The 16,328-nt window shown below is 57.5% G+C and carries 13 protein-coding genes and 2 pseudogenes; 6 read left to right on the forward strand and 9 right to left on the reverse strand.

From position 1 onward, the window contains the following. Positions 1 to 30: 30 nt before the first annotated feature. Positions 31 to 2,439: a DNA translocase FtsK gene (locus THISIDRAFT_RS03020; RefSeq protein ID WP_006787117.1), complete on the reverse strand. Its 2,409-nt coding sequence runs from the start codon at positions 2,437 to 2,439 to the stop codon at positions 31 to 33. Between the two features lie 71 nt (positions 2,440 to 2,510). Continuing rightward, entirely contained in the window at positions 2,511 to 3,005 is a 495-nt protein-coding gene (locus tag THISIDRAFT_RS03025; RefSeq protein WP_006787118.1) for a hypothetical protein, read from the reverse strand. A gap of 349 nt (positions 3,006 to 3,354) precedes the next feature. Between THISIDRAFT_RS03025 and gshA the strand changes: the two genes are divergently transcribed. After that, entirely contained in the window at positions 3,355 to 4,923 is a 1,569-nt protein-coding gene (gene gshA, locus THISIDRAFT_RS03030; RefSeq protein ID WP_006787119.1) for a glutamate--cysteine ligase, read from the forward strand. A 37-nt stretch (positions 4,924 to 4,960) separates the two neighbouring features. Here the strand turns inward: gshA and THISIDRAFT_RS03035 are convergent, their stop codons facing one another. The 3 genes from THISIDRAFT_RS03035 to THISIDRAFT_RS03045 are packed head-to-tail and all read right to left on the reverse strand — an operon-like array spanning position 4,961 to position 7,669. Then, on the reverse strand, positions 4,961 to 5,776 hold the full coding sequence (locus THISIDRAFT_RS03035) for an ABC transporter substrate-binding protein (protein WP_006787120.1): 816 nt from the start codon (positions 5,774 to 5,776) through the stop codon (positions 4,961 to 4,963). Continuing rightward, positions 5,776 to 7,218 (reverse strand): cryptochrome/photolyase family protein, encoded by a 1,443-nt coding sequence (locus THISIDRAFT_RS03040; RefSeq protein WP_006787121.1) that lies wholly within the window; start codon positions 7,216 to 7,218, stop codon positions 5,776 to 5,778. Before THISIDRAFT_RS03040 ends, THISIDRAFT_RS03035 begins: the two co-directional genes overlap by 1 nt. After that, the gene (locus tag THISIDRAFT_RS03045; protein WP_006787122.1) at positions 7,211 to 7,669 is read right to left on the reverse strand and encodes a DciA family protein; all 459 of its coding nucleotides are present in this window, start codon (positions 7,667 to 7,669) and stop codon (positions 7,211 to 7,213) included. Before THISIDRAFT_RS03045 ends, THISIDRAFT_RS03040 begins: the two co-directional genes overlap by 8 nt. Before the next feature lie 383 nt (positions 7,670 to 8,052). Here THISIDRAFT_RS03045 and THISIDRAFT_RS03050 point away from each other — a divergent pair, with 383 nt between their 5' ends. The 5 genes from THISIDRAFT_RS03050 to ispD all read left to right on the forward strand — a co-directional run bounded on the left by THISIDRAFT_RS03050 (position 8,053) and on the right by ispD (position 12,919). After that, positions 8,053 to 9,702: a CTP synthase gene (locus THISIDRAFT_RS03050; protein WP_006787123.1), complete on the forward strand. Its 1,650-nt coding sequence runs from the start codon at positions 8,053 to 8,055 to the stop codon at positions 9,700 to 9,702. Continuing rightward, positions 9,699 to 10,529: a 3-deoxy-8-phosphooctulonate synthase gene (gene kdsA / locus THISIDRAFT_RS03055; RefSeq protein WP_006787124.1), complete on the forward strand. Its 831-nt coding sequence runs from the start codon at positions 9,699 to 9,701 to the stop codon at positions 10,527 to 10,529. The genes THISIDRAFT_RS03050 and kdsA overlap by 4 nt, the downstream gene beginning before the upstream one ends. Before the next feature lie 61 nt (positions 10,530 to 10,590). Next, entirely contained in the window at positions 10,591 to 11,871 is a 1,281-nt protein-coding gene (eno, locus tag THISIDRAFT_RS03060) for a phosphopyruvate hydratase (RefSeq protein ID WP_006787125.1), read from the forward strand. Positions 11,872 to 11,927: 56 nt separating this feature from the next. After that, positions 11,928 to 12,215 carry a cell division protein FtsB gene (gene ftsB, locus THISIDRAFT_RS03065; RefSeq protein ID WP_006787126.1) on the forward strand — a complete coding sequence of 96 codons (288 nt, stop codon included), beginning with the start codon at positions 11,928 to 11,930 and terminating at the stop codon, positions 12,213 to 12,215. Positions 12,216 to 12,220: 5 nt separating this feature from the next. Beyond that, positions 12,221 to 12,919: a 2-C-methyl-D-erythritol 4-phosphate cytidylyltransferase gene (gene ispD, locus THISIDRAFT_RS03070; protein ID WP_006787127.1), complete on the forward strand. Its 699-nt coding sequence runs from the start codon at positions 12,221 to 12,223 to the stop codon at positions 12,917 to 12,919. Positions 12,920 to 13,035: 116 nt separating this feature from the next. Here the strand turns inward: ispD and THISIDRAFT_RS03075 are convergent, their stop codons facing one another. The 4 genes and pseudogenes from THISIDRAFT_RS03075 to THISIDRAFT_RS03095 all read right to left on the reverse strand — a co-directional run. Further along, the gene (locus tag THISIDRAFT_RS03075; RefSeq protein WP_221913946.1) at positions 13,036 to 14,319 is read right to left on the reverse strand and encodes an ISNCY family transposase; all 1,284 of its coding nucleotides are present in this window, start codon (positions 14,317 to 14,319) and stop codon (positions 13,036 to 13,038) included. 100 nt (positions 14,320 to 14,419) lie between these two features. After that, a pseudogene (locus THISIDRAFT_RS14640) lies at positions 14,420 to 14,884 on the reverse strand (IS5 family transposase); the annotation flags it as partial. Next, a pseudogene (locus THISIDRAFT_RS15280) lies at positions 14,875 to 15,580 on the reverse strand (transposase); the annotation flags it as partial. The pseudogenes THISIDRAFT_RS15280 and THISIDRAFT_RS14640, both read right to left, overlap by 10 nt. Before the next feature lie 265 nt (positions 15,581 to 15,845). Then, positions 15,846 to 16,328, reverse strand: a 483-nt coding sequence (locus THISIDRAFT_RS03095; protein ID WP_221913949.1) for a PD-(D/E)XK nuclease family transposase, incomplete at its 5' end; no start/stop codon positions are given.

Consider the following 16,328-nt stretch of genomic DNA (forward strand, 5'->3'; position numbering starts at 1 on the left):
GCATGTGCTATGGTGAGGTTTGGCACCACCTTAAACATCATCGACAATGCCAGAGACATACTCAGGATCACCCTGGCTTTTGATGAACGCGGTCACGGCCTGTATCTCATGTTCGGCCACAAAGGCACCGTGAACCCGACGAGGTGGGCGCCCACCCGGCGAAAGATAGAGCATATCACCACAGCCCAAAAGCTGCTCTGCGCCGTTGCGATCAAGGATATTGCGCGAATCCACCCGGGCCGATACTTTCAGGGCAATCCGGTTGGGGATGTGCGCCTTGATGGCCTGGGTAATCACATGCATGGTCGGGCGCTGGGTGGACAGCATCAGATGCACACCCGCTGCACGGGCCTTTTGTGACAGGCGCACAATCAAATCTTCCACTTCCTTGCCGCCTAGCACCATCATGTCCGCCAGTTCATTGATGGTGATGACGATATATGGCAGCGGCTTTTGGGTTGCGCTGCTGCCATCGGCATTCAAGGGGGCATCCGGATCATCCAGTTCCACACCGCGATGCTGCGCCTTGCGCAGGATTTCGTTATATTCGGCAAGATTACGCACACCCTGCTTGGCGACCAGTTGATAGCGCCGCTCAACCTCCTGAATGCACCAGCGCAGCGCGGCAGTGGCATTGTCCATATCGGTGACCAGGGGGATCAGCAGATGCGGCAGATCCTTATAGGCTGCGAGTTCGGAAAGCTTGGTATCAATCAGGATCAGCCGCAGATCAGCCGGTGTGGCTTTGAATAAAAGCCCCATCAGCATGGCATGAATGGCCACCGATTTGCCCGAGCCACGCGCACCTGCCATCAATAGATGGGGCATGCGGGCCATATCGGCGGTCATCACCCGTCCGGTGGCATCCTTGCCCAGGGCCAGGGTTAACGGCTCCCTGCCGCGTTGGTAGGTATCACTTTGCAAGATTTCGGCAAGCAGGATGGCCTCACGGATTTCGTTGGGGACTTCCAGCACCAGTTTGCTGAACGGCAGTATCGGCTCAATGATACGCACCGCATCAACGGCCAAAGCCTCTGCCAGCGGAACCGCCAGCTCTGCTAACGAGACGCGGGTAGATGTGGCCAGCGATAATTCAAAATGGGTGACCACCGGCCCCATGCAGACATCATCGACCGTCACATTGAGGCCTAAATGGACGAAGGCCAGCTCGACCTGCTGCGATAAAGCTTGAAGATTTTCCTTGGCATGGCCTTTCTCGCGCACCGGCACGGTATCCAGCAGCGTAAGGCTCGGGCGCTTATAGTTTTTGGTCTTGGGCAGCAAGGGCTGTGGTGGCTCCAGCGGTGCCTGCGCGAGTGGCGGTAGCTGCGGCGCGGCTTTAGCAGCCCGGGGCGTCGGCAGAGGATCAAGCAAGGGCGGCAGGGGTGTTTTGCCGTATGCCGAAGCCCCGGATGGCATGGGCTCAATGGGCTGCAACATCTCATGATCCCGCCCTTCCATCAGCGATGGCGACAGTTCTGTCGGAGCCTCGGTGGTTTTTGCATCCAGAGAAAAGGGCCTAAAAGGCGGTGGCGCGGTGACGGTGCCTTGTTGCACAAACATGGGAATCACCGGCTCAATGCGCTGTCCTTTGCGGCTGGCCGTTTCTGCCGCTGAAGCCTCGGGCGGCGTCGGCGTATCGGGCAAGGGCTCATCCTCGGCAGCACTGAAGATGGGCGCGGGCTTTGCGTCGGCGCGATGGGGTGGATTGTTCCGAGGCGGGGCGTCAAATAGCGCATCATCCGGATGAATAGGCGGCGGGGCGGGCCGGGCCTTGGGTTCTGGCAAAAAGCGCAGGCACTGCGCACCCAGGCGATCCATGAGCTGCAACCAGGAAAATTGCAAAAGCCAGGTCAAGCCCAGCAAAAACACGGCCAGCAGTACGAGCGTGGCACCATCCAGCCCTAACAGCGCGGCACTGAGATCCCCAAACACTTGCCCAAGGATACCACCGGCGCTGATGGGCAGATTACCGGGCAGAAAATGCAGGGCTGCCAACATGCAACCGCTCAGCAACAGCAATGCAAGTCCCAGCATCCGCAGCCAGAGACGCTGCAAACTCAGCGCAGCATCTTTGGTGCGCTGTCGGTGTTTTCTGCGGCGCGAGACCAGCCAGGCGGCATACATCACCACCGCCGGCGCCAAATACGCAAGATAGCCCACCAGGAACAAGGAGAAATCAGCCAGCCATGCGCCAAAACGCCCGCCCCAGTTGGCCACAGCGAGATTGCTGCCGGTGTGTGACCAGCCCGGATCCGTGGGCTGGTAACTGAACAGGATGATCAGCAAATACACGGCAAGCGCGGCGGCCAGCAAGAGCACACCATCGTGCATCGCCTGCAGCACCGGCTTGATCCAACGCTGAACGGCACGCGCCTTGCTCAATTCATGCCAGGCCTGTGACAGTGCGTTGCTTTTTTTTGGAGTCGCTTGTGTCAACGTTTAACTCGACCATTGTCATTTGCCAGCCCTTGGCTTTGCCACCGCCAAGCCGGAAGATCAACACCTCATCAGGTGTTTGGCATACTATACATTCCGCGCTTATGCGATGTCAGGCGATGGGTGTTTTTAAGGTAGGACAGGGTCTGATTGATGTTGCTGACATCTTCACCCTGGGCGGCCAGCGTATCGCGGATCACCTGGGTGGACAGCTCACGATTGTCGGCACTGGCGATTAGGTCCAGCACTTTTTGACTGATCCGGCCTTTACCCGTGCGCATTTTTTTCGTCGATTTGACCACCGAGGTCAGCTCTCTGAGTTCTTCGATCTTCTTATTGATCTCGCGGATCTCTGCTTTGTGGCGCAGCCGCATATTACGGCGCTCTTTGCGCAAGGCACTTATTTCCGCCCGCTTTTCTTCCTTGATCTGCGAGACTTCATAAATTTTTTGCTCATGAGCAAGCCTGAAAAGCTCCTCGGCGGAGAGTTTCAGTTCATCCAAAATCTTGCGCGTACCATTGCCGCTTGGATTGGCTTTGCTTTTTTCATTACTTGCTTTGGCCATGGGTTTGCTTACTCCAGAAATAAGTTTACAGACTGCATTTTGATCAGTGCCGGAGCGCGTTATCTACTCCCCAGATAAATACGCTCCTGGCGATGAGTGTTTGATTTTAGCATTATCCTGCGCTAAATCATATAATCATTCTGCCATTTTTTAGGCCATGGTCGTGGCTATGCTAGAATGATAGCGATGTGATTTCACTCCAGCAACGCACATGGGGGTGTGGTCACTCCCCCTTGCAAAGGAATGCACAGGCTAGAGATACCCCGCCATTGCAGTGCAAAGACCGCGCATCGGGGTTTTGCTACAGCACGGACTTTCTTATAAAAACAAGCGATAAGGAAACACGATTTTGTATTCCATTTTTGCACAACGCCTCAATGCCCTGCTCGACCATCATGGCACGGCTGTGTTACATGGCGGCTTGATGGGCCTGGAAAAAGAAACCCTGCGGGTGGCCGAGGATGGCAGCATTGCACAAACACCGCATCCGCCCGCGCTGGGATGTGCGCTCACCCATCCTTGGATTACTACGGATTACTCCGAGGCCTTACTGGAATTCATTACCCCGCCGTTTGCTCAGGCATCTGCGGCGCTGGATTTTTTACATGCGCTGCACAGTTTTACCTATCCACGACTGCAACAGGAGCTGCTATGGTCTACCAGTATGCCGTGTGTGCTCAAAGGAGAAGCCGGTATTCCCGTGGCCTATTATGGTCAATCCCATGCCGGGCGCATGAAAACCATCTATCGTTTGGGCCTGGGGCATCGCTACGGGCGCATCATGCAGGTCATTTCCGGGATTCATTTTAATTACTCCCCGCCAGACGCTTTCTGGCAGGGATTGCATGGCATCGTGGCAGCCGACATGCCGATGCGTGCGTTTAAAGACCAGTATTATTTTGCCATGCTGCGCAATCTTCAGCGCCTGGGCTGGCTGATTCCTTATTTATTCGGGACATCACCGGCGGTGTGTAAATCTTTTTTGGCCGGTAAACCCACCACGTTGGCGGAGTTTGATGAAGGCACTTACTACGAAGCCTATGCCACCTCATTGCGCATGGGGGATATCGGCTATCAAAACCGCAAAGAAGAGGAAACCGGGGTTAAGGCCTGCTATGACGATCTGGATCGTTATATCGCGTGTCTTTCTCAGGCCATCAATACGCCGTGCCCTGAATACGAGCGCATTGGGGTGATGCAAAATGGCGAATATCAACAACTCAATACGCACATTTTGCAGATAGAAAACGAGTATTACAGCAGCGTGCGTCCCAAGGCCATCCCGCAGGGCAATGAGCGCCCCACCAAGGCCTTGCGCCGCGAAGGGGTGCGCTATGTTGAACTACGCTCGCTGGATGTCAATCTCTTTGAACCCTTGGGGATCGGTCTGTCGCAGCTGTATTTTCTGGAGGCCTTTTTATTGTTTTGCGTGCTGCATGAAAGCCCGCTGATCAATCCATTGGAGCGGTTGCAGATTGATCATAATCAAAGTGCCAGCGCGCACCGGGGACGCGATCCCGCCCTGTTATTGCTGCGGGGTGATGCACAGATTCCGCTGCGCACCTGGGCCAACGAGGTATTGGCCGCGATGGCACCGCTGTGTGGGACTCTGGATACCGGGCAACCCGCGCCGTGTTACCAACCCGCGCTGCTGGCCCAGCAAGAAAAAATCGACCAGCCCGAGCACACCCCCTCGGCGCGCTTGTTGGCGGCGATGGCCGAGCAGGAAATGGGCTTTCATGAATATGCCTGGCAGCTGTCTGCGCAACATCAGCAATATTTCCAGCAGCAGACCATTGCCCGCGAGTCGCTGGCGCGCCTAAGCCAGGAAGTGGACGCCTCCTGCGAGCGCCAGCGGGTCATGGAAGCAAACAGCCAGGGGTCTTTTGAAGACTACCTTGCCGCTTATTTTGCCTGATGCCAATGAACGCACAGGGAAAAGCCTGCCAATGTTTTCAAAGCCCATTGCGCAATAACGGCAGGAGATTGTTGCGCTGGGCCGCCTCGCGCAGACGGCCATCTGCTTTTATGGCGGCGACAAACTGCTCCATGCGTTGATGCCAGCGGTCGTCGCCATGTTGCATGGCGTAGGCGTATGGAGTGATGTGATATGGCTCCTCCGGGGCAATCAGGCGCGCCCAGTCGGCTGTATCGAGCATCCGCTGGCTGTATGGATAATCGGTCATGAAGACATCGGCCCGCCCGGAGCGCACCTCCTGTTCGCGGGTGAACGGGGTATCAAAGGCCACCAGCTCGGCATGGCGCAGTCTTGCGCGCATCACCGGCTCATGCCATGTATCTTTAACCACAGCGACCACCACCCCCTCCTGATCAATATCCGCCCAGCGCTGGATGCGCCGGTTGCTTTTGGTGGTGATGGCATAGATGTCACTGGCCAGGTGCGGCTGGGTGAAGCGCAGCGCCTTGACCCGCTCTGCGGTAATACCAATGGCAAACATGGCCACATCACAGCGATCTTCCAGAATATCATCGATCAGGTGGGCAAAGTGGCTGTCCACAAATGCCACCGTAACCCCCAGCTCCTTGCCCAGTTCCAGCGCCATTTCATAGTCAATGCCGGAAAGCGTCCGGGTTCTGGGGTTGCGATAGCTGATGCCGTAGTATTCCGGCCAGATGCACACCCGCACTTCGCCGCGCTCTAGCACCTGATCCAAACGGCTTGGCAAATCTGCTTGCACCTGCGCAGACAGGGGGAAAGACAGCATCCAAACAAGGACGCACAGCAAGCCGACGCGCTGATAAGTCATCATCAAGTATCACCTCCAAGGGTTTTCCAGTCACGCAGCACCTGTTCGCGGCTATGGCGCAAATCCACCATGGGCGGCGGATACGGTGGCAGCGCCGGTTCGCTCAACAACGCGGGCGACGATCCTGCGGTGTATTGCCAGGGTTGATGGCGATATTTTAGCGGGATTGTACGCAGCTCTGGCACAAAGCGCGTCACATATTCGCCTTTGGGGTCAAAGCGTTGCCCCTGCAGCACAGGATTGAACACCCGGAAAAAGGGCGCAGCATCGGCTCCGCATCCGGCGGTCCATTGCCAGCCCAGGGTATTGCTGGCAAGATCGGCATCCACCAGGGTGTCCCAAAACCAGCGCGCCCCACAGCGCCAATGAATCTTGAGATTTTTGGTGAGAAATGAAGCGCAGATCATCCGCACCCGGTTGTGCATCCAGCCGGTATGCCACAGTTCACGCATCCCCGCATCCACCAACGGAATCCCGGTTTGTCCCTGTTGCCAGCGTGTTAATGCCGGATCATCGCAATCCGCCCAGGGAAAATCGGCAAATTTGGGGTACAACGGCAGCTGCGGGGTGCGTGGAAAATGATGCAGGATATGATGGGCAAACTCGCGCCAGCCCAGTTCGCGGATAAAGCTTTCGATACCGCTGTGCGCTGCACCCTGATCCAGCAGGGGCTGACAGGCGGCATGAATCTGGCCGGGGCTGATTTCGCCAAAATGCAGATGCGCCGAAAGTCTCGCCGTGCCCGGCTGTGCCGGATAGTCCCGGCCTTGGGCATAGTGCTTGACGGGTTCTTTCAGAAAATCGTGCAAGCGGTGCCAGGCCCCCGCCTCCCCCGGCGTCCAGCTGGCTTTAAGCCCCTGATCCCAGGGCTGGCGCGGGAGTAAATCAAGTGCTGCAAGCTCAAGGCTGTCAGGCCAGTGGCTTGGTGCGAGCAAGCTCGCCGGGCGCGGTAGACAGGGACGCGCCAAGCCGGTCTGCAGGCAACGCTTCCAGAAGGGGGTAAACACCCGATAGGGCTCACCGTCGGCCTTACACAAGGTGCCCGGCGCAAACCACACGGTCGCATTAAATTGATGCACCGCAACCCCGTATTGCTGCAAGGCCGTAGCTACTTGCTGATCGCGTTGCTGCAAATGCGGTTCATAGCGCCGGTTCCACACCACCTGCACCGCTCCGGTTTCGCGCACTAAGGACAGCAACTGCGCCAGGCTGTCCCCCTGGCGGATCACCAGGCGACTGTTGATCCGCTCAAGATCATGCATCAGGGCACTCAGGCTATGATGCAGCCACCAGCGCGAAGCCGCGCCCGGCGCCCACGGCGCTTCTTCATGCTGGGCATGCAGATACACCGGAATCACCGGCAAACCGCTGTGCAGCGCATGATACAAGGCCGGATGATCCGCCAGGCGCAAATCCCGCGAAAACCAGCACAACACGCTATGCATCGTGCGTGTCCTTATGCGCGTCAAGCGCATTTTTCTCACAGCGCCGCCCAAAGCGTTCCAGGGTTTTGGCCAGTTCCGGATCAGAGACACAGCGCGCCGCCAGTAACAGCGCCTTGGCCGCCTCTTTGCCCGGCTTGGGATGTTTTTGTGGGGGCCTCGGCGCTTGGTGTACTGCCGCTGGCGGTTCAATCAAGCGAATCTCGATGCGATTCAATTCCAGATGATACAACTGATTGATGTGCGCCAGAATATCGCGCTGCTGATAACGCAGGCGCAAAGCCCAGCTGCTATTGTCCACCAACACTGTCAGGCGATTCTCCGCAATGCGCCCCGCCCAGCAATGGCTTGCCATCTCGCTGGGCAACACCACACGCACCGCATGGGTCAGCGCCTCGCGCTGCTCCATCCGATGTAACAAGGCCGGATTGATGAGTTGTTTAAGCGTTTGCATGAAAATGTTGCGGATTTAATGGACAGTTTTTCTTCCCTTGACGCACCTCGACCTGCTGTTGCACCGTCGCCAAGGCATTCACATCGCAGGGTTCATCTGGTCAAGTTTGCTTTGCGTGGGATGGCGTACAATTTCATACAATTAGCATACCTGCTGTAGCATACCTGAGTTTGGGCAGCCTGGGTAGTGAGCGCTCAATAAGGTCTTGAGCGTGCTCTGAACGGATGCGAAAGTTTTTCTCTTCGCGTGTAACTTCGGTATACTTTGACAAGATAACCCCATGCGTTTAGTCGGCTTGGGGCATAAATCACTGCCGGTCGCTGCCTGTCTCACGCGCCCATTCACGCGATATTTTTCACCATCACACCACCACATCATTAGGCATGACACGATATATTTTCACCACCGGGGGCGTGGTTTCGTCTCTGGGCAAGGGTATTGCCTCGGCCTCACTGGCTGCGATTCTGGAAGCACGCGGGCTGAAGGTGACCCTGCTTAAACTGGATCCCTATATTAACGTCGATCCCGGCACCATGAGCCCGTTTCAGCACGGCGAGGTTTATGTAACCGAGGACGGGGCGGAGACGGATCTGGATCTGGGGCATTATGAGCGCTTTGTGCGTATCCGTATGGGGCGGCGCAATAATTTCACCACCGGGCGCATTTATGAGAATGTGATCCGCCGGGAGCGGCGCGGGGATTATCTGGGCGGGACGGTGCAGGTGATTCCGCATATTACCGATGAAATCAAGCGCTGTATCCGTGAAGGTGCGGAAGGCTCGGACATCGCACTGGTGGAGATCGGCGGCACGGTGGGCGATATTGAGTCGCTGCCTTTTCTGGAGGCGATCCGCCAGATGGGGGTGGAGCTGGGCCGCGATAAGGCGCTGTTTATTCACCTGACCTTGGTGCCCTATATTGCCGCTGCCGGGGAGATCAAGACCAAGCCGACCCAGCATTCGGTGAAGGAGTTGCGCTCCATCGGGATCTTGCCAGATATTTTGCTGTGTCGCTCTGAGCGTCCCTTGCCGGAGGCGGAGCGGCGCAAAATCGCCCTGTTTACCAACGTCGAAGAAAAGGCGGTAATTTCGGCGATTGATCTGGATAATATCTACAAAATCCCGCTGTGGCTACATTCGCAACGCCTCGATGAGATTGTGCTGCGCAAACTGGGCATTGAGGCCCCGCCGGCAGATCTGGCCGACTGGCGCCATGTGGTGAATGCGATGGAGTTTCCCGAGGCGCAGGTGACCATTGGTATGGTGGGCAAATACATTGAGCTGACCGAATCCTATAAATCGCTCAATGAGGCCCTGACCCATGCCGGGATTCACACCACCACCAAGGTCAATATCCGCTACCTTGATTCAGAAAAGATCGAAACCGAGGGGCCTGAGTGTCTGCAGGGGCTGGACGGTATTTTAGTGCCGGGTGGCTTTGGGGTGCGCGGGGTGGAAGGCAAGATCATGGCAGCGCGCTATGCCCGCGAACACACGATTCCTTATCTGGGGATTTGTCTGGGAATGCAGGTAGCAGTGATTGAGTATGCCCGCCATGTGGCCGGACTGGAGGGCGCGCACAGCACCGAGTTTAATCTGGACACGCCGCATCCGGTGATTGCCCTGATTACTCAGTGGCAGGGTCATGACGGGCGGCTGGAACAGCGTGATGCCAGCTCGGATCTGGGCGGGACCATGCGCCTGGGCGGGCAGGAATGTCGCCTGCGGCCTCAGACCTTAGCCCAGCAGACCTATGCCAAGGAGTTGATCATGGAGCGTCATCGCCATCGCTATGAGTTTAATAATGATTATCTGGCGCATCTGAAAGAAGCCGGGCTGGTGATTGCGGGTACGTCCAGGGATGGGCATCTGGTGGAAATGGTGGAGCTGCATGATCATCCGTGGTTCGTCGGTTGTCAGTTTCACCCGGAATTCACTTCGACCCCACGCGATGGCCATCCCCTGTTTGCAGGCTTTATCCGGGCGGCGCGAGTACAACATGAAAAGATGCTGGATGTGGGAACACTGACATGAGGCTGTGTCATTTTGAGGCCGATCTTAAGGCCCCGCTGTTTTTGGTTGCCGGTCCCTGTGTGATTGAAAGCGAGGCCCTGGCGTTGGAAACCGCCGAGGCGCTCAAGGCCATGTGTGAACGGCTGGCAATTCCCCTGATTTATAAATCTTCTTTTGATAAAGCCAATCGCTCTTCCATAAAAAGTTTTCGCGGGCTGGGGCTGGAAACAGGGCTGGCAATTCTGGAAACCGTCAAGCAGCGGCTGGGCGTGCCGGTGTTGACCGATGTTCACGAAGATACCCCGCTGGCCGAGGTGGCGGCGGTGGTCGATGTCTTGCAGACCCCGGCTTTTTTGTGCAGGCAGACCAACTTTATTCAGCGGGTGGCGGCACAGGGCCTGCCGGTGAATATCAAAAAGGGGCAGTTTCTCGCCCCCTGGGATATGCAGAATGTAGTTGCCAAGGCCCGCGCTACCGGCAATGAGCAGATTATGGTGTGTGAACGCGGGGTCAGCTTTGGCTACAATACCCTGGTTTCCGATATGCGCGCCCTGGCGATTTTGCGCGAAACCCAGGCCCCGGTGATCTTTGATGCCACCCACTCGGTGCAACAGCCCGGTGGACACGGCGACTGTTCTGGGGGGCAGCGTGAGTTTGTGCCGGTATTGGCGCGTGCTGCGGTAGCGGTGGGCATTGCCGGGCTGTTTATGGAAACCCATCCCGATCCGGATAAGGCGCTGTCTGATGGCCCCAATGCCTGGCCGCTGGGCGAGATGGAGGCGCTATTGAGCCAGCTCAAGGCGCTGGATACCCTGGTCAAGCAGCCCGCCTTTGGGCTTGCATCTTAACCTATTTCATCACTGGATGGCGGGATGCCATCCGCTTGCTTTTTGAGGATTGATCAAAACCATGTCAGATATTGTCGATATTCGCGCCCGAGAAATCATTGATTCCCGTGGCAATCCTACTGTTGAGGCTGATGTCATCCTCAGCTCTGGCGCTATGGGGCGGGCGGCGGTTCCCTCCGGGGCCTCAACCGGCTCGCGTGAGGCCCTGGAACTGCGTGACGGTGATGCGCGCTATGGTGGCAAAGGGGTGCGCCGAGCCGTAGAACATATCAACGGCGAGATTCGCGAAACCCTGCTGGGCATGAGCGCCAAAGATCAGGCGGCCGTAGATCAGCGCATGATTGCCCTGGATAACACCCCCAACAAAGGGCGTTTAGGCGCCAATGCCCTGCTGGCCGTGTCCATGGCCTTGGCCCACGCCAGCGCCAAAGATGCCGGGATGCCGCTGTATCGCTACCTGGGCGGTGAAGAGGCGGTGTTGTTGCCCACACCGATGATGAACATCATCAACGGCGGCGCCCATGCCGATAACAGCGTCGATATTCAGGAATTCATGATCCTGCCGGTGGGGGCTTCCAGTTTGAGTGAAGCGATTCGCTACGGCGCTGAGGTGTTTCATGCCCTGGCCAAGGTGCTCAAGCGTCAGGGCCTGTCCACCACAGTGGGCGATGAAGGCGGCTTTGCCCCCAATTTAAGCTCCAACGAGGCCGCTGTTGAGGTGATTCTGGAGGCCATTGCGCAAACCGGCTTAAAGGCGGGTAGCGACATCTGCCTGGGGCTGGATTGTGCCAGCTCCGAGTTTTATAAAAATGGCGAATATGTGCTGGCCGCTGAGGGCAAGCGCTTTGATGCCGCTGGTTTTACTGACTACATGGCCTCCTGGGTCAAGCAATATCCGATCATCAGCATTGAAGACCCGCTGGCCGAGGGCGACTGGGATGGCTGGAAACTGTTTACCGAGCGCCTGGGCAATCAGGTGCAGATTGTCGGCGATGACCTGTTTGTCACCAATACCGCCATTTTGCGCGAAGGCATCGAGCGTGGCATCGCCAACTCCATTCTCATCAAGCTCAATCAGATCGGCACCCTCACCGAAACCCTGGCGGCTATTCGCATGGCCCATGATGCGGGCTATACCGCCGTGATCTCGCATCGCTCCGGTGAGACTGAAGATGTCACCATTGCCGATCTGGCCGTGGCCTCCGCTGCCGGACAAATCAAAACCGGGTCGCTGTCGCGTGCTGATCGCACCGCCAAATACAACCAGTTGATCCGCATTGAAGCGCTGCTTGGCTCCAGTGCCCGCTACGCCGGACGCGCTGCCTTTAAACACCTGACCTAAGCTGCTTGAACATTGAGCCCACATCCTCAGGATCGGCCATACCCTGGTTTTGGGGGATGATCGTTGTGTTATTGCTGCTGCTCGCCGGACTACAGTACAAACTGTGGTGGGGCGAGGGCAGCCGCGCCGAAATCCGCCAGTTGCAGCAAACCCTGGCAGCCCAGCGCGCCGAAAATGACCGCCTGCGCGGTCGCAACGAGGCCCTGGCGGCCGAGGTCACCGACCTCAAAGAAGGTCTGGAAGCCCTGGAAGAGCGCGCCCGCTGGGAGATGGGCATGATCCGGCAAGAGGAAAAATTCTTTTTATTGCTGGAAGCCGAGACACCACAAGGGGAAATGCGTTGAAACATATGCGTTACTGGGCGGTTATTCCGGCCGCCGGGGTGGGCAGTCGCATGAAAGCCGACCGCCCCAAGCAATACCTGTCACTGGCCGGGCGCACCGTACTGGAACAGACCCTGAATATCTTTTTCGCGCATCCGGCCATTCATGGCATCGTGGTGGCCATCAGCGCCGATGATCCTTACTTTGCCCAGCTCCGCCTGCACGACAATAAACCGCTGCGGGTCGTCGAAGGGGGCCGCGAACGCTGCCATTCCGTGGCCAATGCCCTGGCGTGTCTGCAACAGGAGGCCGAGCCACAGGATTGGGTACTGGTACACGACGCCGCCCGCCCCTGCCTGACCCAGGCCGAACTCACCCAGCTTATTGACCAACTGCAGGATGACCCGGTCGGCGGCATTCTCGCCACCCCGGTGCGTGACACCAAAAAACGCGCCGCTGCGGATGGGCGCATTGCGGCCACCGTTGACCGCACCGATTTATGGCGCGCCCTCACCCCGCAGATGTTTCGCCTGGGAATGCTTGCCGATGCCCTGCAGCAGGCATTAGCCGCCGAGGCCACCCTTACCGATGAAGCCTCCGCCCTGGAATTTATCGGTCAGGCCCCGCGCCTGATCGAAGGCAGTGTGCGCAATATCAAAATCACCCAGCCTGAGGATCTGGCGCTGGCGGAGTTTTATCTGCGTGAGCTTACACCTAGGTTTTGATTCGCTAACATTTACAGATAAACCCTCCTAGACCGTTCAGTTAGAAATAGGTGTCAACCCAATTCAGAAAAGTCCCCTTTTGTGCAAAGCAGAAGTGTCCCCCGTAGAATGCGTGGTTATGGTGTTTGGGCTGGTGCCGGAGTGATGTTGCCCCGACCTCTCCAAGGGTGGTCCGGCGCCGGTTTGTAGGTTGGCTTGGCGGTCTGTTTTGCCTTGGCCTGGTCGACGCTGTGGTGGACACTTTTTTCATCATCCAGCGGTGTGGGCGGTTCGCCCTCAGCCAACAGACGGTAAGGCATGATGTGCCCCTGGTGCAGGAGGGTGATGGTGCCGTCGAAGGCCTCGCAGACGGTGAGGGTGGCACCCCGCAGGCGGTAGCCCTTGCCCTGTCCCTGAAGCTGATATTCCCGGTTCTTGAACTGGAAGCAAAGGTTCTTGGAGAGCTTACGGGTATGGTGCAGGCAAAGGATGAGGGCCTGCTCCTCGGGGCTGTGCAGCACCGGTCGGTGGGCATCCTGGGGGCTTTGTGGCTCGACGGCGAAGCGGGCGTTGAAGTCGGCCATGAAGGTGGGGAGGAAGGCGTTGGCGGCGTCGATGTCCGAGATCTCACGCAGGCGCAGCTCCTTGACCAAACGGTCTTGCAGGGTCTGGTTGGCCCGCTCCACCCGCCCCTTGGCCTGAGGCGTGTTGGCATGAATGGCGGCGATGTCGAGGGTCTTGAGGGCGCGGGAAAACTGGGTCAGCTCCCCGTCGTGCTCAGGATGATTGACACGGAAGATGCTGTGTTTGTCTGAGTAGAGGGCCACCGGACGTCCGTGCTGATCCAGGTATTGCTGTAGGGTCTCCATGTAGGCCTGGGTGGTTTCGGCGGGCACGAAGCGCAGGGCCATCAGGCGCCCTGTGGCGTCGTCGATGAACACCATGAGGGTACAGCGCGGGCCGCGCACCTCAAACCAGTCATGGGGCGAGCCGTCGATTTTGAATGAGCTCCCCCAGGCAGGGGCGGCCGTGGACGGCGCTGATGAATGCGGGCTTGCTTGCGTTGCTTGGGCTGCCATAGCCCATCGGCCACCATCCACTGGGCCAGGGGTCTCGACCGAGAGATGATGACCATGGCGCTCGGCCAGCTTTTCGCAGGCCAGGGTGGGGCCAAAGTCGGTGTAGTGCGTCTTGACCAAGGCGAGCACCTCCTGGCGTACTGTCTCGGCAATGGCGTTATTGGGACGTCGGCCACGGTGGCCACTGCGTAGCCCTGTCGCCCCATGCTCACGATAGCGGCGAACCAGGCGCTTGACCTGGCGCACGCTCAACCCCAGGCGCTGGGCCGCCTCGGCCTGCCGCAGATGCTTGTTCGCCACCGCCTGAATCATCTCTAGTCGGTCAATTTCTTTGTGACTCATCGTAATGTGCTCCTTCGTCATGCGTGCCCCTCCCGCTTAAATATAAAGGGGACATTTTAGAATTGGACGAAGGGGACATTACTGCTTTGGGCTAACAGTCGCCAAATACGCGCTTGATGTATCGAAACGGATGCTCTACCTTGGCGCGAATCTGAGCCTTGAGCTTTTCAAGCTTTGCGTGAGCGCTGTCTGGGTCAAATTCCTTGCGCTTACCCGCTCGCTCAGCGATATACCAATCCACTGAGCGCTCGCTGTGTTTTGCGCGTTTTTCAATACCGCGCTAGCCTGCCTCACCAAAGACACGACGCTCGTGTCCGTGAAGTAGCTTATGGCTGACTTCACGGTCATGCGTATTGGCGGCGGTGGTTTCCAAGCGGTGAATCAGCCCAATTTCATCGTCAACACCGATATGCACCTTCATGCCGAAGTGCCACTGATTGCCCTTCTTGGTCTGATGCATCTCCGGGTCGCGCTTGTTGTCGGTGTTTTTGGTCGAGCTCGGTGCAGCAATCATGCTGGCGTCCACAATACGGCCTTCACGCAGCATCAGATCATGATCGCCAAGGGAAAGGTCTGCACGATATGAAACCCGTCGACCGTCACCGAGGCGTTGGGCAACTCTTTGGCGACCCCGCTGAGAAAGGCCGGGGACATGTCGCAGACCACTTCGACGATGTGCTGCGCGTCGCCACCATGGTCTTTCAGAAAGGTGCTGAACGGCTCCAGGGTAGCCTTGCCCTTGCCGGGCACGGCAAAGAGAACGGGTTCCTTGCTGCGCGCCATGTCGATGAAGACGGTGACGTAGTTATGTCCCCGCTTGGAGGCTGTCTCATCTAGGCCGATGGCTTGTACCGCCGAGAGGTCGAAACAGCCAATGGCCTGTGCGATAGAGTGTTTGACGATGCGCCACAGCCGGGTATCGGTGATCTCCATCAGGCGGGCAGCGGCCAATACCGGCATCTCGCGTACCAAAGCCATGGCGGCCTGCTCAAAGAGCAAGGTGAAGGCGCTGCCCTCACGTGCCCACGGCACCGCGATCAGTCGCACACCGTGCTTGGGGCCACTGGGTGCGCGGGACACGGGCGGTGATGTAGCAGTGGTGCTTGAAGAAGTTCAGATGGCGCCAACGCTTCTCGACAAAGTCGTGGGCAGCGCACAGCTCGCCGCACTCTGGACAGGGGTAGCGGGTGCCTCGGTCAGCCTTGACCTCAAGGTGCAGCTCATGCGGCTGTTTATCCATGTCCAGGCGCTGCTCCACCAAATTCCAGGGATGCCAATACCAAGAAGAAGGATCTGATTACCGTCCATCGCGTTCACCTGTACTGTTCGAACCAGCCCTATCGTATCTCAACGTTTTGTTGAAGGATTCCACTTAATGTGACGAGGAGCCCAATTTATTCACCTGGCCTTCCTGGGCATCTTGCTTAAGAGACTTTGAACAGGTTCTTAATAAAACAGGGAGAGCTGGAGCTCTCCCACCCCTAATGCACAGCGGGAGCTGCGTGCGCCGGGGGGGCGGACTGTTGCTAACACGCTGAACCCGCCTGATGTGTTTGCTGTGCTTTGATGGCTGCCAGTTCGTCAGCCGTGATCTGGGCAATGTGCATTACCTGGTCATCCGGCAGACCGGCTTGCAGCATATTGAGTACCATTTCATTTCTGCCTTCCTGTCTGCCTTTTTCTAAGCCGACTTTTTCACCATCCCCCCAAGCGGTATCAATCACATTGGTCAAATCACGATAGTATTTCAGGCTGGATTCGTAGGCGATGCGCTCTTCAGGTTTAAAACGGGCGATGCTGGCGTGTTTGAACAGGCTGGTAAAGATGCGTTCTTGCAGTTTTTGCGGCTGCTCTTGCAAGCGGTGCAAGTGCCGAAACAGGTAGAACCATTTGTCTTGCAGGGTTTGCAGTTCTTCTTCGGTTTTGCGGAAGTTGGGCAAGGTCAGGTAAATGAAGGTGAGTTTGTCGTAAAACACCTGATTGTGCTGATTTTTCAGTTGTACCTGATG

The sequence above is a fragment of the Thiorhodospira sibirica ATCC 700588 genome (genome assembly GCF_000227725.2).
In the GTDB taxonomy this organism is placed as follows: domain Bacteria; phylum Pseudomonadota; class Gammaproteobacteria; order Ectothiorhodospirales; family Ectothiorhodospiraceae; genus Thiorhodospira; species Thiorhodospira sibirica.

What these genes read in the sequence shown, in the direction of transcription:
- THISIDRAFT_RS03025 (WP_006787118.1), bottom strand. Translation starts at nt 3,005, where the DNA reads ATGGCCAAAGCAAGTAATGAAAAAAGCAAAGCCAATCCAAGCGGCAAT.
- THISIDRAFT_RS03035 (WP_006787120.1), bottom strand. Translation starts at nt 5,776, where the DNA reads ATGATGACTTATCAGCGCGTCGGCTTGCTGTGCGTCCTTGTTTGGATG.
- THISIDRAFT_RS03040 (WP_006787121.1), bottom strand. Translation starts at nt 7,218, where the DNA reads ATGCATAGCGTGTTGTGCTGGTTTTCGCGGGATTTGCGCCTGGCGGAT.
- THISIDRAFT_RS03045 (WP_006787122.1), bottom strand. Translation starts at nt 7,669, where the DNA reads ATGCAAACGCTTAAACAACTCATCAATCCGGCCTTGTTACATCGGATG.
- THISIDRAFT_RS03050 (WP_006787123.1), top strand. Translation starts at nt 8,053, where the DNA reads ATGACACGATATATTTTCACCACCGGGGGCGTGGTTTCGTCTCTGGGC.
- kdsA (WP_006787124.1), top strand. Translation starts at nt 9,699, where the DNA reads ATGAGGCTGTGTCATTTTGAGGCCGATCTTAAGGCCCCGCTGTTTTTG.
- eno (WP_006787125.1), top strand. Translation starts at nt 10,591, where the DNA reads ATGTCAGATATTGTCGATATTCGCGCCCGAGAAATCATTGATTCCCGT.
- ftsB (WP_006787126.1), top strand. Translation starts at nt 11,928, where the DNA reads ATGATCGTTGTGTTATTGCTGCTGCTCGCCGGACTACAGTACAAACTG.
- ispD (WP_006787127.1), top strand. Translation starts at nt 12,221, where the DNA reads ATGCGTTACTGGGCGGTTATTCCGGCCGCCGGGGTGGGCAGTCGCATG.
- THISIDRAFT_RS03075 (WP_221913946.1), bottom strand. Translation starts at nt 14,319, where the DNA reads ATGAGTCACAAAGAAATTGACCGACTAGAGATGATTCAGGCGGTGGCG.